Source organism: Methanosphaerula subterraneus (assembly GCF_052055875.1).
GTDB classification, from domain to species: Archaea; Halobacteriota; Methanomicrobia; order Methanomicrobiales; family Methanospirillaceae; genus Methanosphaerula; species Methanosphaerula subterraneus.
Genome location: NZ_CP170508.1, coordinates 2,638,487 through 2,662,879 on the forward strand (window position 1 = coordinate 2,638,487; position 24,393 = coordinate 2,662,879).

At 65.0% G+C, this 24,393-nt stretch carries 24 protein-coding genes and 2 pseudogenes; all 26 read left to right on the forward strand.

Annotated features, from left to right (window positions below):
- Positions 1-50 precede the first annotated feature (50 nt).
- Positions 51-896, forward strand: a complete 846-nt coding sequence (locus ACFKSJ_RS12890) for a fumarate hydratase (protein ID WP_440950192.1) — start codon at positions 51-53, stop codon at positions 894-896.
- The gene (locus ACFKSJ_RS12895; protein ID WP_440950193.1) at positions 896-1,468 is read left to right on the forward strand and encodes a FumA C-terminus/TtdB family hydratase beta subunit; all 573 of its coding nucleotides are present in this window, start codon (positions 896-898) and stop codon (positions 1,466-1,468) included. Before ACFKSJ_RS12890 ends, ACFKSJ_RS12895 begins: the two co-directional genes overlap by 1 nt.
- Positions 1,469-1,515: 47 nt before the next feature.
- Positions 1,516-1,788 (forward strand): 4Fe-4S dicluster domain-containing protein, encoded by a 273-nt coding sequence (locus ACFKSJ_RS12900; RefSeq protein ID WP_440950194.1) that lies wholly within the window; start codon positions 1,516-1,518, stop codon positions 1,786-1,788.
- The gene (locus ACFKSJ_RS12905) at positions 1,785-2,894 is read left to right on the forward strand and encodes a 2-oxoacid:acceptor oxidoreductase subunit alpha (RefSeq protein ID WP_440950195.1); all 1,110 of its coding nucleotides are present in this window, start codon (positions 1,785-1,787) and stop codon (positions 2,892-2,894) included. Before ACFKSJ_RS12900 ends, ACFKSJ_RS12905 begins: the two co-directional genes overlap by 4 nt.
- A complete protein-coding gene (locus tag ACFKSJ_RS12910; protein WP_440950196.1) occupies positions 2,891-3,676 on the forward strand; it encodes a thiamine pyrophosphate-dependent enzyme in 786 nt (261 codons plus the stop codon). Before ACFKSJ_RS12905 ends, ACFKSJ_RS12910 begins: the two co-directional genes overlap by 4 nt.
- Positions 3,676-4,224: a 2-oxoacid:acceptor oxidoreductase family protein gene (locus ACFKSJ_RS12915; protein ID WP_440950197.1), complete on the forward strand. Its 549-nt coding sequence runs from the start codon at positions 3,676-3,678 to the stop codon at positions 4,222-4,224. The genes ACFKSJ_RS12910 and ACFKSJ_RS12915 overlap by 1 nt, the downstream gene beginning before the upstream one ends.
- Positions 4,221-5,303: a succinate--CoA ligase subunit beta gene (locus ACFKSJ_RS12920; protein ID WP_440950198.1), complete on the forward strand. Its 1,083-nt coding sequence runs from the start codon at positions 4,221-4,223 to the stop codon at positions 5,301-5,303. Before ACFKSJ_RS12915 ends, ACFKSJ_RS12920 begins: the two co-directional genes overlap by 4 nt.
- Entirely contained in the window at positions 5,300-6,166 is an 867-nt protein-coding gene (gene sucD, locus ACFKSJ_RS12925; RefSeq protein ID WP_440950199.1) for a succinate--CoA ligase subunit alpha, read from the forward strand. The genes ACFKSJ_RS12920 and sucD overlap by 4 nt, the downstream gene beginning before the upstream one ends.
- Complete coding sequence (locus tag ACFKSJ_RS12930; RefSeq protein ID WP_440950200.1) at positions 6,163-6,960, forward strand: DNA integrity scanning protein DisA nucleotide-binding domain protein; 798 nt, start codon at positions 6,163-6,165, stop codon at positions 6,958-6,960. Before sucD ends, ACFKSJ_RS12930 begins: the two co-directional genes overlap by 4 nt.
- Positions 6,961-6,973: 13 nt before the next feature.
- Entirely contained in the window at positions 6,974-8,125 is a 1,152-nt protein-coding gene (locus ACFKSJ_RS12935) for a DUF362 domain-containing protein (protein WP_440950201.1), read from the forward strand.
- An 87-nt stretch (positions 8,126-8,212) separates the two neighbouring features.
- Complete coding sequence (locus tag ACFKSJ_RS12940; protein ID WP_440950202.1) at positions 8,213-8,692, forward strand: hypothetical protein; 480 nt, start codon at positions 8,213-8,215, stop codon at positions 8,690-8,692.
- 69 nt (positions 8,693-8,761) lie between these two features.
- Positions 8,762-9,184 carry a thioredoxin family protein gene (locus ACFKSJ_RS12945; RefSeq protein ID WP_440950203.1) on the forward strand — a complete coding sequence of 141 codons (423 nt, stop codon included), beginning with the start codon at positions 8,762-8,764 and terminating at the stop codon, positions 9,182-9,184.
- Between the two features lie 42 nt (positions 9,185-9,226).
- Positions 9,227-10,156 (forward strand): S16 family serine protease, encoded by a 930-nt coding sequence (locus tag ACFKSJ_RS12950; protein WP_440950204.1) that lies wholly within the window; start codon positions 9,227-9,229, stop codon positions 10,154-10,156.
- A gap of 26 nt (positions 10,157-10,182) precedes the next feature.
- A complete protein-coding gene (locus ACFKSJ_RS12955) occupies positions 10,183-10,689 on the forward strand; it encodes a hypothetical protein (protein WP_440950205.1) in 507 nt (168 codons plus the stop codon).
- A 208-nt stretch (positions 10,690-10,897) separates the two neighbouring features.
- On the forward strand, positions 10,898-12,247 hold the full coding sequence (locus ACFKSJ_RS12960) for a PP2C family protein-serine/threonine phosphatase (RefSeq protein ID WP_440950206.1): 1,350 nt from the start codon (positions 10,898-10,900) through the stop codon (positions 12,245-12,247).
- Between the two features lie 10 nt (positions 12,248-12,257).
- Positions 12,258-12,587, forward strand: a complete 330-nt coding sequence (locus ACFKSJ_RS12965; RefSeq protein WP_440950207.1) for an STAS domain-containing protein — start codon at positions 12,258-12,260, stop codon at positions 12,585-12,587.
- A complete protein-coding gene (locus tag ACFKSJ_RS12970; RefSeq protein WP_440950208.1) occupies positions 12,588-13,007 on the forward strand; it encodes an ATP-binding protein in 420 nt (139 codons plus the stop codon).
- Positions 13,008-13,011: 4 nt separating this feature from the next.
- On the forward strand, positions 13,012-14,253 hold the full coding sequence (locus ACFKSJ_RS12975; protein WP_440950209.1) for an MFS transporter: 1,242 nt from the start codon (positions 13,012-13,014) through the stop codon (positions 14,251-14,253).
- Complete coding sequence (locus tag ACFKSJ_RS12980) at positions 14,250-15,422, forward strand: LuxE/PaaK family acyltransferase (RefSeq protein ID WP_440950210.1); 1,173 nt, start codon at positions 14,250-14,252, stop codon at positions 15,420-15,422. The genes ACFKSJ_RS12975 and ACFKSJ_RS12980 overlap by 4 nt, the downstream gene beginning before the upstream one ends.
- A complete protein-coding gene (locus ACFKSJ_RS12985) occupies positions 15,419-17,932 on the forward strand; it encodes an acyl-CoA reductase (RefSeq protein WP_440950211.1) in 2,514 nt (837 codons plus the stop codon). Before ACFKSJ_RS12980 ends, ACFKSJ_RS12985 begins: the two co-directional genes overlap by 4 nt.
- The gene (locus ACFKSJ_RS12990) at positions 17,929-19,209 is read left to right on the forward strand and encodes a phenylacetate--CoA ligase family protein (protein ID WP_440950212.1); all 1,281 of its coding nucleotides are present in this window, start codon (positions 17,929-17,931) and stop codon (positions 19,207-19,209) included. The genes ACFKSJ_RS12985 and ACFKSJ_RS12990 overlap by 4 nt, the downstream gene beginning before the upstream one ends.
- Positions 19,209-20,690: a GNAT family N-acetyltransferase gene (locus tag ACFKSJ_RS12995; protein WP_440950213.1), complete on the forward strand. Its 1,482-nt coding sequence runs from the start codon at positions 19,209-19,211 to the stop codon at positions 20,688-20,690. The genes ACFKSJ_RS12990 and ACFKSJ_RS12995 overlap by 1 nt, the downstream gene beginning before the upstream one ends.
- Before the next feature lie 41 nt (positions 20,691-20,731).
- Positions 20,732-21,367 (forward strand): DUF2115 domain-containing protein, encoded by a 636-nt coding sequence (locus tag ACFKSJ_RS13000; RefSeq protein WP_440950214.1) that lies wholly within the window; start codon positions 20,732-20,734, stop codon positions 21,365-21,367.
- Positions 21,368-21,727: 360 nt separating this feature from the next.
- The gene (locus ACFKSJ_RS13005) at positions 21,728-21,901 is read left to right on the forward strand and encodes a hypothetical protein (RefSeq protein WP_440950215.1); all 174 of its coding nucleotides are present in this window, start codon (positions 21,728-21,730) and stop codon (positions 21,899-21,901) included.
- Positions 21,902-22,008: 107 nt separating this feature from the next.
- A pseudogene (locus ACFKSJ_RS13010) lies at positions 22,009-22,845 on the forward strand (NosD domain-containing protein); the annotation flags it as partial.
- A 108-nt stretch (positions 22,846-22,953) separates the two neighbouring features.
- Positions 22,954-24,270 (forward strand): annotated as a pseudogene (locus ACFKSJ_RS13015) (PKD domain-containing protein); the annotation flags it as partial.
- Between the last annotated feature and the right edge of the window lie 123 nt (positions 24,271-24,393).

A 24,393-nucleotide genomic window follows, 5' to 3' on the forward strand; every position in this document is an offset into this window, starting at 1 on the left:
GCATCGTTTCCCGGTGCCTTATTAACGATCGCCTCCCATTTCAGTAGCAGATGCAGCGAACAGAAGCCGCCTCTCTCTCCCTGTATGCCGCGGTCACCGAGGCCACCGTGACAGCCTGCAGAGAGGCCGTGATCCACCTGCCGGCCGATGTGAGGCGGGTACTCGAAGAGGCCCATGCCCGGGAGTCCAACCCTGTGGCGCAGGGGGAACTGGCCAACATCCTGGCCGACCTCGCCTGTGCAGAGGAGCACCTGGTCCCGCTCTGCCAGGACACCGGGGTGCCGGTGATCTACCTGACGATCCCCCCGACCGTCCCGCTGACCGAAGAGCTCTACGACGCAATCCGGGCAGGAGTCAGGCGGGCCACCGCCGAGGTACCCCTTCGGCCCAACGTCGTCGACCCGCTCACCAGGGCGAACTCAGGGGACAACACCGGGGAGGGGATGCCGGCGATCCATGTCCGGCCCGGGGATTCTCTCTCGATCACCGTCCTCCCGAAAGGGGCCGGCGCCGAGAACACCTCGCAGATCGCGATGCTCCTCCCCTCGCAGAAGGATAAGATCGAGGAGTTCGTCGTGAAGACGGTGCTGGCAGCCGGGAGCCGCCCCTGCCCGCCGCTGGTGATCGGGATCGGGATCGGTGGGACCTTCGACGGGGCCGCCGCCCTTGCGAAGGAGGCGCTGCTGCAGCCGATCGACCGGATGGACCCGTTCGAGCAGCACCTCTGCGATAGCCTGAACACGCTCGGGATCGGACCGATGGGGCTCGGCGGCGATACCTCCGTCCTCGCGGTGAAGGTGAAGAAGGGGGCCTGCCACACGGCCTCGCTGCCGGTGGCGGTGAACGTCCAGTGCTGGGCGAACCGGCGGGCGACCGTCGTGGTGGAGGCGGACTGATGGTCGACCTCACGACACCGCTCGGGGACGAGGTCCTCTCCCTCGTCGCCGGCGACCGGGTCACCCTCACGGGGATGGTCTATACGGCCCGCGACGAGGCGCACCTCCGGATGATGGAGGAGGGGATCCCCTTCGACCCGGTCGGGGCCGCGGTCTACCACTGCGGGCCGGTGATCAGCCAGGATCGGGTGATCGCCGCAGGGCCGACCACATCGGCACGGATGAACGATCTCTCCGGTTTTCTCCTCGACAGGGGGGTCAGGGCCCTGATCGGCAAGGGGGGCATGGGGCCGCAGGTGGTCGAACAGCTCCGGGGACGGGGCGTGTACCTCGCGTTCACCGGGGGCTGTGCCGCCCTGGCCGCCACCCGGATGCACCTCAAAGGAGTCTTCTACCCAGACCTCGGGATGGCCGAGGCGATCTGGGCGATCGAACTCGATCACCTCCCGCTGGTGGTCGGGATCGACGCGGCCGGCGGCGACCTCTTCGCAGCGGTGGCAACCGGGGCTGCCGGCAGGGCGGCCGCCCTGATCGAGGGTTTCCATGGCAGAAAGAGCGATGGAAGTATCTGAACATTTTTTCATATACGCGATGCAATAATGAGCAGGGAACCTGATCCATGAAACTGGTGATCGATCAAAACCGCTGCAAGGGATGCAATCTCTGTACGATGGTCTGTCCATACCGGATCTTTACCTCTGGGAAGAAGGCCAACCGGCGGGGGATTCTGGTGCCAGATCTCGATCGGCCGGAACGGTGCACCAACTGCCGGCTGCAGAAGATGTACGGGCGGACCCTCTGCGGCATGTGCCAGATGACCTGTCCTGACCAGGCAATCTCCTGGGTCGACGAGAAGCCGAGCGAACCGCATAAGGTGGAGGTCGAGTTTTGACGAAGATTGATTTTATGCAGGGAAACATCGCCTGTGCAGAGGGGGCGCTGGCAGCAGGGTGCCGCTTCTTCGGCGGGTACCCGATCACGCCCTCCACCGAGGTCGCTGAACATATGGCCCGGAAACTCCCGAAGATGGGGGGTGTCTTTATCCAGATGGAGGACGAGCTCGGCTCGATGGCCTCGATCATCGGGGCCTCCTGGACCGGGGCGAAGGCGATGACCGCGACCAGCGGCCCGGGCTTTTCGCTGATGATGGAGAACATCGGCTACGCCGTGATGACCGAGACCCCGTGCGTGGTCGTGAACATCCAGCGCGGCGGCCCGTCCACCGGCCAGCCGACGATGACCGGGCAGGGGGACATGATGCAGGTCAGGTTCGGCTCGCATGGGGACTACAGCATCATCGCCCTCTCCCCGGCGAGCGTGCAGGAGATGTACGACCTGACGGTCCTGGCCTTCAACCTCTCTGAGGAGTTCCGGGTTCCGGTCTTCCTGATGGCCGACGAGGTGATCGGGCATATGCGGGAACGGATCGAGATCCCTGATGCGGTCACGACCGTGACCAGGGTCCAGCTTGCGGCGGACGCCCTCCCCTTCCATGCCGGCGAGAATATGGTCCCCGGCTTCCCCACGTTCGGGGAAGGGCACGGGGCCCACGTGACCGGCCTCACCCATGACGAGCGGGGATATCCGAAGACGACCGATCCCGCCACCCATGCGGCGCTGGTCACCCGGCTCTGTCAGAAGGTGGAGTCGCAGCGTCACCGGATCGCCGAGTACGAGGTGATCAACCCCGATGCCGAGGTGGTCTTCGTCTGTTACGGCTCCCCGGCACGGGCCGTGCAGCAGGTGGTCCACGACCATCCGGAGGAGACGATCGGCGTCCTCCGGCTGAAGATGGTCTGGCCGTTCCCGGACCAGGCCTTCGCCGAGTTCCCGAGGGCCAGGATCTTCCTGGTTCCCGAGCTGAACCTCGGCCAGATCGCCCGCGAGGTCGAGCGGCATGTCTGCCAGCCGGTCAGGACGATCGGCAAGATCGGCGGGGAACTGCATACGCCCGCTGAACTGGAAGCGGCCTATCAGGCAGCGAAGGAGGCACTATGACCTTTATGGACTGGTACCGGCAGGACCGGCTCCCGCACATCTACTGTGCCGGCTGCGGCAACGGCACGATCATCAACTGCACCCTCGGGGCCGTCGAGGAGATGGGCTGGAAGAAGGAGGATACGGTCTTCGTATCAGGGATCGGCTGCTCGTCCCGGGCGCCGGGATACATCCAGACCGACTCCCTCCACACCACCCACGGCCGGGCGCTCGCGTTCGCCACCGGGGTGAAACTGGCCGCACCACGGCTGCATGTGATCGTCTTCACCGGTGACGGCGACCTGGCCGCCATCGGCGGAAACCACTTCATCCATGCCTGCCGGCGGAACGTCGACATGACGGTGGTCTGCATGAACAACCAGATCTACGGGATGACCGGCGGGCAGGGCTCGCCGACCACGCCCTGCGGGGCGCTCACCTCGACGACGCCGTACGGCGCCTGCGAGCCGGCCTTCGACCTGACTGAACTGGCCGTGGCCGCCGGGGCGAACTATGTCGCCCGCTGGACCACCTACCATGTCAAGGAGCTGACCCGGGCCATCAAAGTCGGGCTCGAGACGCCGGGCTTCTCGTTCATCGAGGTGCGTGCCCAGTGTCCGACCAACTTCGGCCGGAAGAACAAACTGAGAGATGTGTCAGCGATGATCGACCAGATGAAGTCCCAGGCCCTGCTGAAGCAGAAGTACGACCGCATGGTGGCCGAAGAGGTTCCGATCCCGCCGGACAGTTTCGTGGTCGGCGAGATCGTCCATCGGCAGCGGACCGTCACCGGGGTGCACTGATGCGCTACGAAGTGAGGTTCTCGGGCTTCGGGGGCCAGGGGATCATCCTCTCGGCGGTGATCGTCGGACGGGCCGCGGTGATGTACGACCACACCTTCGCCGTCCAGACGCAGGTCTACGGCCCGGAGGCGCGGGGCGGGGCCTCGATGAGTGCGGTCGTCATCGACGACCAGCAGATCCTGTACCCCAAGGTCGCGAACCCGGACCTCTATGTGATCATGTCGCAGGAAGGGTTCGAGAAGTACGGTGCTGCCGCCCCCGAGGGGGCGACGATGCTGCTGGACTCGGGGCTCGTCCACAGCCGGCCGGCCTGCCGGTACATCGAGGTGCCGGCGACCGAGGCCGCACGAACGGTCCTCGGGAAGACGATCTTCGCCAACATCGTGATGCTCGGCGCCCTGGTGGCCGCCACCGGCGTCGTCAGCAGGGACGCGATCGAAAAGGCGGTGCTGGACAGCGTTCCGAAAGGGACCGAGGAGTTGAATCTCCGTGCACTGAGGCTGGGATTTGACTATGGAACAGGGGATACATCAGAGGAACAGGCATGAAACTGCGTGAGTATGAAGCAAAGAGAGTATTTGGTGCAGCAGGGATCCCGGTTCCACGCGGGGTTGTGATCAGTTCTCCTGAAGAGATCGCCAGTGTCGCGATGCCTGCCGATCAGGTGGTGCTGAAGGCGCAGGTGGATGTCGGCGGCCGGGGGAAGGCCGGCGGAGTGCTGCTCTGTTCTGCAGCCGATGCGGCTGCGACGGCGGTCGACCTCTTCGCACGGACGATCAAGGGGGTGCCGGTGGACCAGGTGCTGGTCGAGGAGCAGCTCCCGATCACCCACGAGTACTTCCTCTCGATCGCCATCGACCGGTCGACGAAGCAGCCGATCCTCCTCTTCGCCGATGCCGGCGGGGTCGAGATCGAGGCGACGGCGGCGGCCTCCTCAGACGCGATCCGGAAGGTCCGGGTGCCGCGGCTGATGACCGACCTGCCGGCGTTCGCGATCCGCGACCTGCTCGGGTCCGCCCCCAAGGAACTGGGCACGGTCATCAACACTCTCTGGCATGTCTTCAACAACAAGGACGCCCTGCTCGCAGAGATCAACCCGCTGGTCACGACCCCGCGGGGGGTCTATGCGGCCGATGCGAAGCTGATCATCGACGACAACGCCCTCTGGCGGCAGGGGATCACCCAGAACCGCGACCTGACGCCGCGGGAGCGCGAGGCTGAGCAGCACGGCTTCTCGTACGTCGAGCTGGACGGCTCGATCGGCGTGGTCGGGAACGGAGCCGGGCTGACGATGGCCACGCTGGACCTGATCGAGTTCTACCAGGGGAAGGCCGCAAACTTCCTCGACGTCGGCGGGGGGGCCGACCAGGACCGGGTCAGGTTCGCGGTCCGGCTCCTCGCCGGCGCACCCCAGGTGCAGGTGATCATCGTGAACCTGCTCGGGGGGATCACCCGGTGCGACGAGGTGGCACGGGGGATCATCAGTGCCGGGGTCGCCCAGCGGGTGATCGTCCGGATGGCCGGGACCAACGAGGCAGAGGGGAAGGCGTTGCTTGCAGCACATGGATACCAGATGTATGAGAGTATGGACGAGGCGGTCGCTGCCGCCGTGGAGGCGACACGATGATCTATGGAGATAAGTCCCTCGGCGTGATCGTGCAGGGGGCGACCGGCAAACAGGGTGCGTTCCATATCAACCTGATGAACGAGTATGCCCGCTCGGTCGGCGGCCGGGGGGTCGTGGCCGGGGTCACGCCCGGCAAGGGCGGCCAGGAGATCCACGGGGTGCCGGTGTACAACAGCGTCCGCGAGGCGCTCGCCGAGCACGATGCCACGGCCAGCGTCCTCTTCGTCCCTGGAAAGGCGGCAGGCGACTCGATCATGGAGGCGGCCTCGGCCGGCCTCGAACTGGTCGTCGCGATCACCGAGCATATCCCGGTCCATGACACGATGAAGGCGGTCGCCTATGCACGGCTGCACGACTGCGCCGTCATCGGCCCGAACTGTCCGGGCCTCCTCTCGCCCGGCGAGGTGAAGCTCGGGATCATGCCGGCCCACCTCTTCTCGCGGGGGAATGTCGGCGTGATCTCCCGGAGCGGGACGCTCACCTACGAGATCGTCGACGAACTGACCCGGGCCGGGATCGGCCAGAGCACCGTCGTCGGGATCGGAGGCGACCCGGTGATCGGGCAGACCTTCGTCGACCTGCTCGAACGGTTCGAGGAGGACCCCGAGACGAAGGCCGTCGTCCTGGTGGGCGAGGTCGGCGGGGCGCTCGAACAGGAGGGGGCGGCATCCACCGACCTGCCGATCGTCGCCTACATCGCCGGGGTATCGGCCCCGCCGGACAAGCGGATGGGGCATGCCGGCGCCATCGTCGAGGGTGGCGAAGGGGATGCCAGGTCCAAGATCCGGCACCTGCACGAGCAGGGGGTGACCGTTGCCCAGAGGCCATCAGAGATTCCTGGCCTCATCCGGGGCATGCTATGAAGACGGAGCTGATGCTCCGGAAGGGAATCGAACTGGCTGAAGCGATCCATGCGGTGGGGGTGATCGCCTTTCTGCCGCGGACCCCGTACTCCGCGACGGTCGAGGTCTTCTGGGCGGACGAGGGCTACCTGGACATCTGGAAGGACCTGACGATGCACCAGGCCCTGGAGTCGGTTCAGCAGCATATCCGCGATGCCGCGATCCAGGTCTCGCTGGAGAAGGATCTCTCTGAAGGGACGCTGGTCGGGGTCTTTCCCCACGCGATCCTGGTATATTCGATCGAGGATGCGGCCGGCATGATCGACCTGGAGTCGTTCGGTCAGATCGTGCCGATGCCGGTGATGAAGGCTGCGCTCACGCTCGCGATGGAGATCGGGGCTGAGGGGCGGGAAGGGAGGGCCGTCGGCACCGCCTTCATCATCGGTGACGGCGACCTGATCCTGGCCAACTCGCACCAGCTGATCCTGAACCCCTACTGGGGGCATCCGCGGGAGATCACCTCTATTCTGAACCGGGAGAACTGGGAGTCGGTGAAGGAGTTCGCCCAGCTGGACGGGATCTTTGTGATCGACCGGGACGGGTCCGTGCTCGCGGCAGGGCGGTACATGGACGTGGACCTGCGTTCGGTCACGCTCCCGGGGGGACTCGGGGGCCGGCACCGGGCGGTGGCGGCGATCACCAAGTTGATCCCGGTCGCAGGCATTATTATATCAGAGAGTGGGGGGATAGTGAGACTCTACCGAGACGGGGTCTGCCGGCTCACGCTCCGTTCAGACGTGTCGATGCATCCCTGATCCAGGAGTTCCTATGAACCCCTTCACCGTCTCCCTGACTCCCTGCCGGTCCTATGACCTCGATGAAGTCAGGGCCGCCCTTCGGGCGGTCCTCGAACCGCTCGGCGGACTCGCCGCCTTTGTCCGCCCGGGCGACCGCGTGCTGATTAAGCTGAACCTCCTCTCCTCGAACGACCCTTCCGCTGCAGTCACCACCAACCCGGCTCTGGTCAGGGTCGTGGTCGAGGAGGTGCAGCGGCTCGGAGCCGTGCCGGTGGTCGGGGACTCGCCCGGGGGGCGGAACACCCCGGCATCGTACCGGTCACTGCTGAACCGGACCGGGATTGCGCAGGTGATCGAGGAGACCGGCTGCGAGTCGGTCTTCTTCGACGATCAGACGATCGAACGATCCTCAGACCAGACGAAGACGTTCCGGCGGTTCACGGTGGCCGCCGTGTTTGAGCAGGTCGACGTGGTGATCACCCTCCCGAAACTGAAGACCCACCAGCTGACGCTGATGACCGGCGCCGTGAAGGTGCTCTTCGGGTTCATCCCGGGGGTGAAGAAGGCGGCCTATCATCTCAGCACCGGCAACGATATCGCCCGGTTCGCCGATCTCCTCCTCGACCTCCACCAGGTCGTGCCCCCGACGCTGGTGATCATGGACGCCGTGGTGGGGATGGAGGGGAACGGCCCGTCGCACGGCACCCCGAGGGCGATCGGCCTGCTCCTAGCAGGGACGAGTTCGACGGCCATCGACTTCGTGGCCGGATCGGTGATCGGGTTCGACCCGCTCTGCCTTCCGACGGTCAGGGAGGCGGCAGAGCGGGGGATCGGGCCTTCCTCGTTCGATCAGATCACCATCGCCGGCCCGGACCCCGCTGCGTTCACCATCCCTGACTTCAAAAAGCCGTCCTCGATGAGCCTCGGGAGGATCCCGCCGTTCGTCCTCTCCTGTGCACAGAGAGTCCTCGGCACCAGGCCGGTGGTCGACCGGGCACGGTGCACCCGGTGCGGGACCTGCCGCGACAACTGCCCGCCCGAGGCGATCACGATGACCGGGGGGGCCTATCCTGCGATCGACCAGGGGGGATGCATCTCCTGTTTCTGCTGCCAGGAACTCTGTCCTGCCGGCGCCATCGAGGTGAAGAAGCCGCTGCTCCGGCGGCTGATCGACAGGGGTTGAACCGGGGCGATAGCGGGCAGATCGGCACGCTCTTCTCTTCGACCCGGGATACATCCAATTATGTGGGGAACAGAGTGATCTGGGATCATGAAGGCGATCTATGCATGTGCACTGCTGCTGGTTCTGCTCTTCCTTTCGGCAGGGTGCACCAGTCAGGGGACCAGTGGCAATCAGGCTGGTAATCAGTCAGCGACGACGATCATCGGTTCATGGGTACAGTCAGGGGACTCTCCGAACATCCTGATCCAGTTTCAGGAGAACGGGACGGCGCTGATGCGGTTCCGCTCCACTGCAGGTTCGACCAACGATACGTTCGTCGACCGCACCGGGCACTGGGAGAAGACCGGGTCCGAGGGGCAGGTCAATCTCTCGTACCTGGGTCCGACCAGCAACGAGTCCAGGACCCTGACCATGGCCGTCCTGAATAATGGGACCGCCCAGGTGAAGCGGGTATTCAATGGCACCCAGGAGACCACCAGTGCGAGCGGTCCTGACCTCAGTTTCAGGCAGGCAGAGTGGCCGTCACTGGACGTTGGGTACAGCCTCGACAATCCCCTCAAATCGTAACTTTTTTTCCCGGCCGCTGGTGAAGACATAAATCCCAGGTCACCCATACAGAGCATTCAAGGTGCCAGAATGGGCGACGGGGATCCGATGAACGCCGGCGGGCAGAAGGACCTGCTGGTCAGGGTGGACGATCAGACCTTTTCTGATATGATCGAGACGCGTGACGGGCCGGCGTTCGTCATGTTCCAGAGTGCCGGCTGTCCGCATTGCAGGACGATCACCCCGTATATCAGGGAGTACGCAGACGAGTTCGCCGGCCGGGTCCTCTTCGCGACCCTCGAGGTCGGGCAGAACCCCCGGGTCGTGGAGCGGTTCGGGATCCGATCGACGCCGACCTTCAAGTTCTTCTGCAAGGGCAAGCCGGTGCAGGAGCTGGTCGGGGCCGTCTACCCTGCGATCATAAAACGGCAGATCGAGGAGTTTCTCCTCTATGGGAATGAATGCGCAGCGAACTCAACAGAGATCGATTATGAGGTATCCGGGTATGCGTGAGTCGCAGCCGGGAGATCTCGACTGATAACGGCAGGTGTCGGAATGAAACATACCGGACTTTTTTCAGTGATCCTGGTCGTCTCCCTGATAGCCAACATCTCCCTGGCAGCCATGCTCTTCACCGCAGGGCAGGGTGGAGACGGCCGGGTCCAGGAGAGGCTGACCGCACTCGAAACGTCGAACGCCGATCTGCAGGCCCGGCTCGACCAGAGCAACCAGAGTGCCGAGCAGGCCGCTTCACAGCTGGCCTTCTACCGCTCGCAGCTGCAGACCGCCTCCACGCCCCTGGTGACCGGCGGTGGGGCCGGCGCCGCCCGCTTCTCGGGGACGGCGTCATTGCAGGCCCCTGCCGTGATGCAGCGGGCCGTCCTGAACCAGAGCGGCCGGTTCATCACCCGGGAGATCATCACAGAAGGGTCGATGATCAACATCTCTGTCGAGGTGACGCCGGGACGGGGGCGGGTGCTGGTCCAGACCTCGCCGCTGATGGGGGAGGTCTTCCAGGACGCTGCGAACACGGCCGTCGCTGTGGCAGAGGCCCGCACCGGGGTCAACCTCTCTGAGAGCGACGCGATCATCTCGATCGTGGCCGACGACCAGGTGCCGTCGGTGAACGGTCCGAGCGCCGGCGCCCTGATGACCCTCCTGCTCATATCAGTCCTCCAGCAGCGGCCGGTCCGCCCGGATGTGACGGTGACGGGCACCATCGATGAGAACGGACAGATCGGTGCGATCGGCGGGGTCGTGGAGAAGGCGACGGCGGCAAAGGCCAGCGGCAAGACGCTCCTCCTGCTTTCGCGCGAGAACAGCAAACTCACCCAGTACAGGGATGAAACACGGGATTATTACGGGTTCCAGGTTGTATCGCAGGTTCCGTACCAGGTCGACACCAAGCAGTATATCGAGTCGAATGTCGGCATCCAGGTCGAGTACGTGGACACCATCGACGACCTGGTCAGGCTGGCCACCTGACCGTTCTGGCTTTCCGGGGATGAATCATGAAACAGGACCAGATCTCTGATGCACAGAAATGGCAGATCGCCGCCGAACTCGCCGCCACTCTGCCGGCGATCTACGACCGCCTCTTCCGCCAGGCAGTCGGCGATGCCTACGATCGGATGGAGATGTCTGTCTGGCTCGTCGTGGCCGAGAGGGCGACCGATGTGGCCTCGACCTTCTCCCTGAAGAGGTCCACGGCTGCCGAGGTCGCCGAGACCCTGATGACGATCGTCACGGTCTTCTTCGGCCCCCGTATCCGGTACGAACACCTGACCAGCCGCGAGGACCTGGCCGTGATCCTGATTCGGGAGTGCTCGCTCCTCGAATGTGCCGAGGAGGTCTGCGCCAGTCCTGCCCTCTGTTCGGCCCGCTGCCTTGCTTTCATGATCCCGGCCGTCCAGAGACTCAACCCGGCCTTCACCCTCCGGTTTGTGCGGGCCCGGTGCCTGGGTGACCGCGGATGCGAGGTGAAGGTGATCCCTGTCTCCTCGGTGGAGGAGGAGTGACCTTAAAATCCGGTCCCCCTGCAGGGGGAAGCGGCTCTCATCCACGGATGGTGCGTTTTTCACTAAAGTCAAAGCAACACCTTTCAATACCTGCAGGGCGCACTTAAGGATCAGGGTCGTGTTCTCCTGTTCTGGCATCGTACTGCACAGTATCTGCATCCTGCCGATCGTCTGAGCGGAGTGGCCGGCGCCCTGCCGGGGGATGACCATGCAGGAGCTTGACCTCGTCCTGACCCTCGTCGAAGGGATGTCGGTCCTGGTCGTGATCACCTACCTGCTGACCCGGTCCCAGCTCTACGCTGCGATCATCGACCAGCGGTTCACCCTGAAGAACCGCATCATGATCCTGCTGATCGGCGGGGTCTTCTCGGTCTACGGCACCCTGGCCGGCATGCACTATCATGACGCGATCCTCAGCGTCAGGGATATCGGACCCGGGTTCGCCGGGCTGGTGGCCGGCCCCTGGGTCGGGCTCGGGGCCGGGATCATCGGCGGACTGTTCCGGTATTCGCAGGGAGGGTTCATGGCGCTCGGGGGGACCCTCGGGCCGATGGCGGCCGGGCTGATCTGGGGGGCGGTCTGGCTCCGCCGGCGTGGCAGGCACGTCAGCCCGCTCGAGGCCGTGCTGCTGGCCGTGCTGGTCGAGGCGGTCAGGGCCTGTTTCGACCTCTACTTCGCCGACCCGCTCGACCAGACGGTGCATGTCCTCGCGGTCTCGGTGATCCCGATCATGATCGCCAATGCAGCCGGGATGGCGATCTTCGTGCTGATGCTTCAGAACGTGCAGCATGAACGGGCCGTGCTCGCGGCCCAGGGGCGCCTCGAAGGTGAGCTCTCGGTGGCCAGGCGGATTCAGCGTTCCGGCCTTCCGGCAGGTTCCCTGTCATGGCCCGAGATGCAGGTCGCCGGGAGACTGCTGCCGGCGCTCGAGGTCGGCGGTGACTTCTACGACTTCTTTCCGGTCGGAGACGATCGGGTCTTTGTGACGGTCGGGGACGTCTCCGGGAAAGGGGTGCCGGCCGCCCTCTTCATGGCGATGACCGCCTCGCTGATCAGGTCTGAGGCCGTGCCGGCAGCATCGCCTGCGCAGGTGCTCGCCGAGGTGAACCGGCACCTCTGCAGAAACAATGAAGCGATGATGTTCGTCACCGTCTTCTGCGGGGTGGTGACGATCAGCACCGGCCGGATCACCTACGCCTCGGCAGGGCATCTCCCGCCGTGCCTGCTGGACCGGACCGGGACGGTCGCCCCCCTCGCCTGTTCAAGGGCTCCGCCCCTCGGGATCCGGGAGACAACGGTCTATCTCGACCAGGAAGCGCTGCTGCCGGCGGGGAGCACCCTGCTGGTGTACACCGACGGCGTCACCGAGGCCGAGCGTGCCGATGGGGAATTTTTCTCCCTGCAGCAGCTCTGCACGGTCCTCTCGGCACTGACGGGCCGGACTGCAGAGGAGGTGGTGTCGACAGTATTTGAGACGGTGGCGACCTACCAGGGCGGTCTCCCCCAGAGCGACGATATTACCCTGTGCGCAATCAGCCGGCCTGTGGCCGCTCAATGAGATGATTATGATGAAGATAACTGAAGAGAACCAGAACGGATGCAAGGTGATCCGGGTCGAAGGACGGCTCGATACGCTGACTGCTCCGGAGTTTGATGCAGCAGGCGACCGATGGACCGGAGGCGGGCGGCAGGTCATCGACCTCTCGGCCCTCGTCTATATCAGCAGTGCCGGGCTGCGCAGCCTTTTGCTGGCCCAGCGCCGGCACCAGTCGCAGGGGGGGACCCTGGTGCTGGCCGGCCCGTCCGGGCTGGTGGAGGAGGTGCTCTCGGTGGCCGGGTTCGACACGCTCTTTGACATCTACAAAACCGTGGAAGAGGCCTGCAGGGGGACGCCCTGAATGGGTGCCTCTGAGGCGAAGACCTTCGTCGGCGACCCGTCGATCGTTCCGGCGGTCCTCGATTTCGTCACCCAGGCGGCGGCGGCTGCCGGCCTCCACCCGGCACGGCTGATGCACCTGCAGCTGGCCGTCGAGGAGGTGGTGGTGAACATCTGCACCTACGCCTACCAGGTCCCGCCGGCGACGGTGACGGTCGGCACCTCGGTGAGCGACGGCCGGTTCTCGGTCGAGATCACGGATCAGGGCGTCCCCTTCGATCCCTGCACCGCTCCGGAACCCGATTGTGCCGCAGACCTGGCCCATCGACCGGTCGGCGGCCTCGGGATCCTGCTGGTCCGGCGGATGATGGACGAGGTCCATTACCGGCGGGACCGCGATCAGAACGTCCTGACGATGGCGATCGCGCTCAACGGGGTCTGATCGGGTGTTCATCTCCAGCAACCATCCGCTCGTCCTCTTCCGGGACTTCCGCCACCTCTTCGCAGGCAGGCTGATCTCCTCCATCGGGGACAAATTCTTCACCATCGCCCTGGCCTGGTGGGTGATCTCCCAGGGAGATGCCGACAGCAGGATCAACCTCGGGATCCTGATGGCCTTAAACCTCCTCCCGATCGTCCTCTTCGGACCGTTCATGGGTACGCTGGTCGACCGGTTCGACCGGAGGAAGTGCATGCTCCTGGCCGATCTCTGCAGGGGGAGCCTGGCGGCCCTGCTCTTTCTGCTGATTGCGACGGGAACGCTGACATTGCCGGTGCTGTACCTGATCACCTTCTTCATCGCGGTCTTCGTCCCGCTCTTCGAGGCCTCGGTCAGCTCGTCGCTGCAGCAGCTGGTCGACGAGGAGCACCTCGCTGCAGCCGTGGCCGTCGACTCCAGCGTCGTCTACCTCTCCAGCATCCTCGGGGCCCTGCTCGGGGGCGTGCTGATGGCCATCTACGGGGTCGCCGGCGCGTTCCTCTTCAACGCTCTCTCGTTCTGCGCCTCGTTCCTCTTCATCCTCTCGATCCGGGTCAATCTGCCGGCCGTGGTTTCGGCGGTCCCGTACTTCGAGCAGCTCCGGGAAGGGTTCACCTTCCTCACCTCTCACCGCCCTCTCCTCTACCTGATGGCCCTCTTCGGGGTCTTCAACTTCTTCTCGGCCCCGCTCCTCCTCTTCATCCCGATGATCGTCAACGACCTGATGCAGGCGTCGGTCACCTGGGTGGCCGTCTTCGAGGCCTGCCTGGCCGCAGGATCCGGGCTGACCGCCCTGTACTTCAGCTTCTCCCGCCGCACCCCCACGCACACCTACCCGCTGATCTTTGCCGGGATGCTGCTGCTCGGGCTGATGGAGGCCGCGATCGGTCTCTCGGCCGACCGGTACATCTATGCCCTCGAACTGATCGGCGCCGGCGTGGCGGTCGCTGTCGTCAACACGATGGCCCTCTCCCTCTTCCAGGCTGTCGTCCCCCCGGCGATGAAGGGACGGTTCTTTGCCGTGCTGTCGATGGTCTGTGTGGCCGTCGTCCCGCTGACCTACCTGCTCAACGGATTCCTGACCGGGATCGGCCCGATCAACGGCGTCATCCTTTTGAACAGCGGTGCCGCGATCGTCGTTTCGCTGGCTGTTCTCGTCATCCCGAAAGTCTCTCAACCCCCTGCTACTTCACAGGAGAATCTTGTATGAACACGCAACGAACAGAACCTCTGATGGTGCCAGACCCCCAAGCGCTGGCGTCTGTACAGCTCCTCTGCAACAGCAGAGACCCCTATCGAACCGGCCCCGAGCAGGACGACCTCTTCCTCCGGGCGATGCAGGAGATTTTGCTCTGGCACCAGCAGCGCTCGCCGTTCTTTGCGGCTCTTCTCACGTCGAAGCAGATCGATCCGGCCGCGATCAAACGGGTCAGAGATCTGGCCAGGATCCCGGCGGTCCATGCCAACTTCTTCAAGACGCACGAACTGCTCTCTGTCGACCGGTCGACCCTCACCTCCTCGCTCACCTCCTCGGGGACCACCGGGCAGAAGAGCCAGATGTTCTACGATCCCTTCACCCTCCTCTCCGGGCAGGGGATGGTGGCCGCCATCTTCTCGTATTACGAGTGGATAAAACCCAACCAGCAGACCAACTACCTGCTCTATGCCTATGAACCGGTGCCGGCCTCCCGCCTCGGCACCTCGCATACCAACACCTTCCTCTGCAGGTTCGCCCCGGCCTCCCGGGTCAGCTACGCGCTCCGGGCCACCGGCACCGGCTCACACGAGTTCGACCTCTTCGGGGCGATCCGGACCCTGCAGGAGTATGCAGACGAGGGACTGCCGGTGCGGATCTTCGGGTTCCCCTCGTTCCTGTACTTCACGCTGGTGCGGATGCGCGACCTCGGCATCTCGGTCACCCTCCCGCCCGACTCGCTGGTCTTCCTCGGCGGCGGCTGGAAGGGGGCGGCCGGCAAACAGATCCCAAAAGAAGAACTGTACGCCCTGATCACCGACCGGCTCGGCATCCCCGACGACCGCTGCCGCGAGGGCTACGGCTCGGTCGAGCACTCGGTCCCGTACGTGGAGTGCGCCCACCACCACCTCCACCAGCCGGTCTGGTCGCGGGTGCTGATCCGGGATGTCACCACCCTCCAGCCCCTCGACGACGGGGAGCCCGGCTTCCTCCACTTCATCACCCCGCACACCACCTCGGTGCCGGCCGTCAGCGTGCTGATGGGCGACCTCGCGGTGATGCACCGCGACTGCCCCTGCGGCCTCGAGACCCCGTACTTCGAGGTGCTCGGCAGGGCCGGCGTCTCCAGGAACCGGAGCTGCGCCGTGGCTGCTGCAGAACTGCTGAAGAGGGAGGCGCTATGACGGCCGCACCGGTGCTCTGGCGCGGCGAGATCCGGGACGCCGCGAAACTCCCCGAGCTGCTCGCATCCCTGCCGGCCCTCCTGGCCGACGACCTCGCCCTCCGCCTGGACCCCATGGTCCTGCTGGCTGCCGCCGACCGGCTCGGTGCGGCGATCCTGGCCGGCACGATCCCGGACCTGCAGCAGGCCCTGACCGAGACCGGCCAGTCGTCGGCCGAGGCTGACCAGACCCTGGCGACGATCGGCCGGTTCCTCGCACAGGAGAACCTCGAACAGAAACTGCGCCGCGAGCTGGGCAGCGTCGACCCGTTCGCCATCAGGCGGGTGACCTACACCGACCCGGTCTTCGAGGGCTGGGCGCCCCTGGGGGTGCTGGTCCACCTGGCTCCGGCGAACGTCCCGACCGTCGGCCCGCTCAGCGTCATCGAGGGGCTGCTCTCAGGTAATATCAACCTGCTCAAGACCAGCAGGAAGAGCGGCCGGTTCCCGCAGCTGCTGCTGCAGGCGCTCGTCGACGCCGACCTGACCGGCTCGCTGGCCCCGTTCGTCTACGTCCTCCCGCTCTCCTCTGCCGAGCAGGGACCCCTCCACGCCCTCTTCGCCCTGGCCGACGGGATCGCGGTCTGGGGCGGGGAGGAGACCGTCGACGCGGTCGAGCAGGAGGCCCCCCGCGGCACCGAGGTGATCGTCTGGGGGCACCGGATCTCGGTCTCGTACCTGACGGCAGCGGCCCGGGAGGACCCGGCCGTCCTCCGCGGTGTCGCCGAGGAGGTCTGCATCCTCGAGCAGCAGGCCTGTTCAAGCCCCCAGTGCCTGTACCTGGAGACGAGCGACCCTGTCGAGCTGCAGGCGTTTGCCGAACGGCTCGGATCGGTGCTGGCCACGGTCGCCCCGACCTTCCCCCGGACCCTCCCCGACCGGGCCGAGGCCGCCGAGGTGACCACCGTCACCGAGCTGGTCAGGCTGGAGGGCTGCCTGGACCGCGGGGCCGTGGTCGAGCCGGCCGACCGGAGCTGGCGGCTGCTGGTCGACCCCGAACCCGGGCTCCGCCCGTCGCCGCTCTTCCGGACCCTCTGGATCAAACCATTGACCAGGGACCGGATCGTCGGCACGCTCCGTCCGATGCGTTCATACCTCCAGACCGTCACCCTCGGGTGCACCCGCGACGAGGTGGCCGAGGTCTCCTCCCTGCTCATCGCCGCCGGAGTCGACCGGGTCAGGCAGCCGGGGATGGCCTTCTCCTCGTACCCCGGCGAGCCGCACGACGGGGTCTACGCCCTGCAGCGGTACTCCCGGCGGGTCTCGGTCGACCCGGGCTCGCTCGGCGACGGGGTGGCCTCGCTCGCCGAGTTCGTCGCCCCGACCGCTCCGTTCCTGCCTGAAGGGACGCCGGTGATGACCAAGGACGACTTCCACCACGTCGTGGTCGACCCGAAGACCGAACACCTCTCCTTCAAGAGCGGGGGGAGTTCCGGGGCGCCGAAGCTCTCGGTCTTCTCGTACCAGGACTACCGGGACCAGATGGCGGCGGCGGCCGACGGCCTCTTCGCGGCAGGGCTCGACCCGGCCACCGACCGGTGCATCAACCTCTTCAACGCCGGCCACCTGTACGGCGGGTTCATCAGTTTCTTCACCATCCTCGAGGACCTCGGGGCGGTCCAGTTCCCGATGACGGCCGTCCCCGAGACCCGGGAGGTCGCCGAGGCGATCGTCAAGTACCGGGTGAACACCCTGCTTGGGATCCCGGTCTACCTGAACGCCCTCTTCGAGGAGCACGGGGACCTCCTCAAAGAGTACGGAGGGGTGAAGAAGATCTTCTATGGCGGCGAGCACTTCACCGCCGCCCAGGTCGCCCATCTCCGCGAGGAGTTCGGGATCGAGATGATCAGGTCGGCGGTCTACGGCTCCAACGACGCCGGCCCGCTGGCCTTCGCCTGCCCGCACTGCGAGGGCGGGGTCCACCACCTGATGACCGCGAACCAGTGGCTGGAGATCCTGAAGCTCGAATCGGACGAACCGGTCGTCGGCGACGAGGTCGGACGGCTGATCCTCACCTCCCGGCAGCGGCACGGCCAGCAGATCCAGAGGTACGAGATCGGCGACACCGGCCGGTGGGTGGAGGGCCCGTGCCCGTGCGGCCGGAAGAGCCCGCGGTTCGAACTGATGGGCCGGCACGGGGATGTCTTCCGGTCGGGCGGTCCGTTCCTGAACTACCGGAAGTTCGTGAACCTGCTGACCGAGCACCTCGCCTATGCCGGCGAGGTCCAGCTCATCCTCGACCTGAAGGGCGGGCAGGAGCAGGTCACGGTCAGGATCGATGCGGGCAGCGGCCTCGACGCCGGGACGGTCCGCCAGATGCTGATCGATCAGTACCCTGAATTGTTCCTCTCGGTCGTCGAGTTCAAAACCACCGACCTCTTCATCGAGCAGGTCGCGTCCTCGGCCTTCGAGCGGATCCCGAACAGCGGGAAACTCAAAACGATCATCGACCGGCGGGGGGTGCAGGCATGACCGTCCACTCCCTCGAGCAGGTGGTCGGGTACGCCCGCGAACACTCCCCCTTCTACCGGGACCTGTACAGCGACGTCCCCACTGAAGGCTGGAAGATTGCCGACCTGCCGGTGATAGACCAGACGGCGTACTGGGATGCCCACGGGCAGTCGACGAGCAGGGTGATGACCTCGCCGCTCGGGGCCGAAGGTGGATACCTCTACAAGAGCGGCGGGACCACCGGCCAGCCGAAGTTCACGGTCTATACGAAGGAGGAGTGGACAGAATTCACCCGGGTCTTCGGCTCCGGCCTGGCGAAGAACTCCCTTGCGGACGGGGACCGGATCGCGAACCTCTTCTATGCCGGGGAACTGTACACCAGTTTCATCTTCCTGAACGACTCGCTGCAGAACTCGGATGCGAACGTGCTGACCCTCCCGATCGGCGGGGCCGCACCCTTCGAGTTCATCGTCCACACCCTGCAGGACTACAGGGTCAACGTGCTGCTCGGGGTGCCGACCACGCTGCTCCACCTGGCCGAGTACGTCCGCGACCAGGGGATCTCCCTCTCGATCGACCGGTGCTACTATGGCGGCGAGGCGATGTATCCCGACCAGCGGGACCTCCTCGCCCAGGTCTTTCCCGGGATCTCGGTGCTGACCGTCGGCTACGCCAGCGTCGACGCCGGGCATATCGGGTACGGCGATCCGTCCTGCGGGTTCAATGAACACCGGACCTTCGGCGACTCCAGCATCATCGAGATCGTCGACGACAGCACCGGCCTCCCGATCGAGGAGGTCGGACGGGAGGGGCGGGTGGTGGTCACCAACCTGACCCGTCTGCTGATGCCGGTGATCCGGTACCCAGCCGGCGACCGCGGGGTCTGGGTGGACGAACCCGGCACCCCGGACCGGCGGTTCCGGCTGCTCGGCCGGTCAGAGGAGGGTGCCCGTGTCGGGCCGATGACCCTGAACTACGACGACATCCATGCGATCCTGGTCGACCTCCACCAGGCGGTCGAGGTGACCGGGTTCCAGCTGGTCGTGACCCACCAGGACCGGCGCGACCTGCTGACCCTCCGGATCGCCACCCGGCAGGGTGCGGCGGTGCCGGCATCGGTCACCGAGACCGTCCGGGCCGCGGTCTACCGGGGGCGGCCGATGTTCACCGATCTCCTCTCTGACGGGCTGGTCCATCCCCTGGCGGTCGAGTGGATCGAGTCCGACGATCTGATCGTCAACCCGAGGACCGGGAAACTGCGGCGGATCGTCGACAACCGGCTGGCGAGGGACCGGTGATGAAGGCCGAGGACCGGGACCGCTGCCGGCTGGAGGTGCCGGCAGAGCGGCAGTACCTGCCGATGGCCCTCCACCTGGTCGGCGACATCGCCGAACTCGCCGGTTTCGACCAGCGCGACCGGCAGCGGATCGAGGTGGCCGTCGAGGAGGCCGTCTCCAATGTGATCACCCACGCCTACCCGGACGGGGGCGGGGTCTGCGGGCTGACCGGGGTCGTGACCCCGACTGGCCTCGAGATCAGGATCCACGACACCGGCCTCCCGTTCGACCCGGCACAGATCCCGGACTACCGCCCGGACCTGGACGGGAAGGCGGCCTCCTCGGGGCTGGGCAGTCACCTGATCCGGCACCTGATGGACGAGATGGAGTTCTGCAACCTGGGGACCGGGGGGAAGGAGACCCGGTTCGTCAGGTACCTGCCGCATCCCTCCATCTTCGAAGGGGCGGCGGCGCACCCGGTGCAGACCGGCGATTACGTCGTCACCGACCCCGGCGAGATCGCGATCCGGCTGATGGACCCGGCCGAGGCGGTCGAGGTGGCCCGGTGCGTCTACGATGCCTACGGCTACTCGTACGTGTACGAGCACATCTATTACCCTGACCGGCTCCGGGCGATGAACCGTGAGGGTTCGCTCGTCTCGGCGGTGGCGGTGACCGGTGCCGGCGACGTGGCCGGGCACGTGGCGCTGGTCTTCGACCCGCTCGACCCGGGGTCGGCCGAGGTGGCGATCGCGGCGACCAAGTGCCGGTACCGGGGTCACGCGGTCGTCCCCCGCCTGGTCACGTTCCTCGAAGAGGTGGGCCGGGAGCGGGGGCTGACCTGCCTCTTCACCCAGCCGGTCACGGCTCACACGATCTCGCAGCATGTCTTTCACAAGCTCGGGTACCGCACCGCCGGGTTTCTGCTCGCCCATGCGCCGGCCACCCTCTCGTTCCACCGGATCGCCGAGGACCTGGCGCAGCGCGAATCGGTGATCATCGCCTGCAAGCACCTGGTCCCGCCGGCCCCGGTCACCCTCTATCCGCCGCCGGTCCATGCCGGGATGGTCGCTGCGATCTGTGCCGAGATCGGTCTCCCGGCGACGATCGCACCGGGTCAATTCCTCGATGAGACCGTCAGAACAGAACTGCAGAGCGGGGTCAAGACCGGGATGCTCGTGGCCTCGATCCACTTCACCCGGTTCGGTGCCGACCTCTCCCCGGCGGTCAGGCACGAGGTGATCAGGCTGAAGCGGGAGGGGGTGCAGGTGATCGAGGCGGGCCTGGACCTGCTGGACCCGGCCACGGCCGCGGCCGCCGATCTCCTCGAGGACCTCGGGTTCATCTTCACCGGCATCATCCCGACCGGCGCCGGCGGCGCCCAGCTGCTGATGCAGTACCTGAACGGGATCGTCATCGACTACCAGGCCCTCCGGCTCGAGTCCGACTTCTCGAAGGAACTGCTCGAGTACATCCGGTTGCACGATCCACAGGCCGGATAGCGAACCCTTTTTTCCTCAAGAATCGATAGATCTTTTCACGCATGGAGACTGTCGCCGTCCCGGTCCCCCATGGCCGGCTAACACCCTCAGATCAGCAGGAGTTCGATGCGATCGCAGAGACCTGTGCACGCCTCGCAGGTGCCGGCACCAGCGGGGAGCTCGGGGTCCTGATCGCCGAGGTCACCCTCTCGTACTCGGTCTTTGAACTGCAGGTGATCGGCGGTCACCTGCGCCGGGAGGTGGCCGCCCTCCCGTCCCCGTACAGGGAGGCGATCGGTCCGCATTTCACGGCCCAGATCTTCGGGGCCCACCATCACCTGCTGATGATGCACCGGTCCGGTGAGTTTCAGCGCATGCAGACCCCGCTCGCCGACCCGGTCCTCTTCGCCGGCTACCTGGCGATGATCCCGGCCAGCTGCCTCCGTTCGAACGACGAACGGCCCGGGGTCTCCGGCCACCTCCGGACCCCCCGTCATCGGCTCTTCTACTACTTGATGACCGGGTTCATGATGTTCGTCCTCGGCCGGCCCGGCCATCCGGTCGGGATGCCGTTTCCCGGCGGGTTCTTCGTCAAAGAGGAGGGGCGACGGTTCCTCTGCCCGATCCGGGAGAAGGAGAAGGACCTGCCCTCCTCGATCTGCAACTTCTGCCCGGCTGAGCAGATCGAGGGGATGTAGACCGCGCCGGCGGGACTTCGACGGACCGGGTGTGCCGTACACCCGGCATCCGTCCCGGTATCGCCCGTCCCGGTGGAGGATGGACCGTTCGCCACAGGATCAGTCGCCGGGAGATTCTGATCGTTTTTCTCTCGAAATTTATTTTTATATAATTCGGTCTCATGGGAATCCGGAATTTTCGTGCAGGCATCTGATGACATCGAGTATTTTCACGATCAGAGGATAATTTTTTTTTAAACGGATGATTCGTCGAAAATCGGATTCTATTTATCCCGCGAACCCCTTTTCCCTCTATTTACGTTCAACCCCGCTCGACTGCAGGGCCAACGAGGAACAGAGATGACATTCATTTTTGATATGATGAGACAGGAGCTGCTGAGCGTGCTGGTCACGGTCTCCTGTTCCTTTCAAGGCGCAGCGGGGATTCCCCTGACTATTTTGAAGGCCGGCCACGCCCTGCCATCCGGTCCTGGCGTCTGCGTCGGAGGTTCTTCGTCCCGGGCTCTGCCGCTGCCTTCCCTGGAGGTGAGGTGATGTCCGGGTCGGGTCGCCAGCCATTCCGCCTCTTCTTCGCCCTGCTGGCAGCGGCCTGTCTCCTGCTGCCGGTCTCTCCGGCGGCTGCGATCGATGTGACCGGGCCGATGACCATCTCCGAGCCCGGCACCTATGTGCTCGTGCAGGATATCACGAGCACCCTTGGCAGGGGTATCGGGATCACTGCATCTGACGTCGTCTTTGACGGTCAGGGTCATCTGATCGATGGGAATCAAATGGACGGGCCGGGTATCTGGATCCCGAACGGCTCCACCCCGGTCACCAATGTCACCATCAGGAATGTACGCCTGAGCAACTGGGCAAACTGGTCATACGGGCTCTCCTTAAGAGGAGTAACACACAGTGCAATCCAGGGAGTCACCACGACCGGGAACGAAATAGGGATCCAGCTCGGCCCAGGTTGTACAGAAAACACCGTCACCAACTGTACCGTCAGTGACTGCGAGGGTGGTATCTTCCTTGCCTCCTGTGACTTAAACACGGTCAGTGACAATACCCTCGCCGGCAATACCATGGGTATCTACCTCTTTCGGTCCAGCGAGAACACGATCCGCAGGAACACGGTAACCGGAAATACCAGTCCTGCTGATTTCTCTACCGGTCTCTACCTCCAGTCGTACACCACCATGAATACGATCCGCGAAAACACGATCACTGGAAATACGTGGGGGATCCTCTTCCCTTCCGGTCCGATCAGCGGGAACACGATCAGCGAGAACACGGTAACTGGAAATGATCACGGGCTCGACTTCGGTACCGGGCGGCCCGCTCTGATCAGCGGAAACACGATCGTCAACAACAACTTCAACAACCCCCAGAATACCTACTTCAATAGTCCCATCGGTGTCAACGCCTGGAACACGACTCCGGCCGCCGGCACCAACATCGTGGGCGGTTCCTCCCTCGGTGGAAACTTCTGGGGCAGCCCTGACGGAACCGGCTACTCCCAGACCCACCCGGATGGCAACAATGACGGGTTCTGTGATGCACCGTATATCATTGAAACAAACAATACCGATCATTCCCCGCTTCATGTCGCGACTCCACCGTCCATCACCGCCGGCTTCTACGCCTTCGGCCATGTCGGCCAGGCTCCCTATCCGGTCAGGTTCCTGGACCGGTCGACCGGCTCGCCAACAGCATGGACGTGGGACTTCGGGGACGGGAGCACCTCGACCGAGCAGAGCCCGACCCATATCTACAACCAGACCGGCGCCTACACCGTGGCGCTGACCACCTCGAACGACCTGGCGAGTGATACCAGCATCCAGTACCGGTGCATCATCGTCAACACGGTGCCGGCGGCGAACTTTACGGCCAACGCGACCTCAGGATCGACTCCGTTCTCCGTGCAGTTCACCGACCAGTCCTCTGATGCGAACGGGTACCAGTGGCAGTTCGGGGACGGCACGACCTCGACCGAGCAGAACCCGGTTCACACCTACACGACTCCGGGCTCCTACACTGTGACGCTGGTCGCCTCTGGTGCGGACTACGGCAGCGTCTTCATGCAGTAGCCCGGATACATCATCGTCACCGACCCGCCGACGGTCGGGTTCTCGGCGAATACCACTGCCGGCCTCTCCCCGCTCGCCGTCCAGTTCAACGAGTCGACGACCGGTTCGGTCCAGTATTATTACTGGCAGTTCGGGGACGGAGCGACCTCCTTCGACCAAAACCCGGTGCATGTCTACGACACCGCCGGGAAGTACGCCGTCTCCCTCCATGCGATCGGCTCGAACGGCACGCAGGTGAAGACGGTCGATGACTGCATCACCGTCACCGCCCCGGTGACGCCGACCCCGACAACGCCGGCACCGGAGAACACCACCGTGATCCCGACGGTCACGACGGTCGTACCGACCACCACGACCAGTTCGGCGTTCAACGAGCCGCACAACCTCCCCGGCACTCTGCAGGCCGAGGATTACGATGTCGGCGGCGAGGGTGTCGCCTACCATGACACCACCACCGGCAACGCAGGCGGGGCTTACCGGCAGGACGATGTGGACCTTGAAGTCCTCGATACCGACAACAGCCCGAACATCGGCTGGATCCGGTCCGGCGAGTGGCTCGCGTACACGGTGAACGTCAGCACCGCCGGCACCTATGACGCCGGGTTCCGGGTCGCCTCCTCCTACACCGGCTCATCGGTCCAGGTCTATCTGGACGACGGAACGACGCCGATTGCGACCGTGACCGTCCCGAACACCGGCGACTGGCCGGTCTTCCGGACCGTCCCGGTGCCGGTCACCCTGCCGGCCGGCCAGCACCGGCTGAGGCTTGCGTTCCCGAGCGATTATGTCAACATCAACTGGATCAGCTTCGCCCGGACCGGCGAAGTTTAATCTCCCATTCTTTCTGTATCTCTTTTTTGCGTAGGTAGACGAGCATCTCTTATTTTTTCAGGGGGATGGAATCCTCATCCATTTAGAATGAGTTATATGCTGACTTGGCCATTTTTGTAGTAT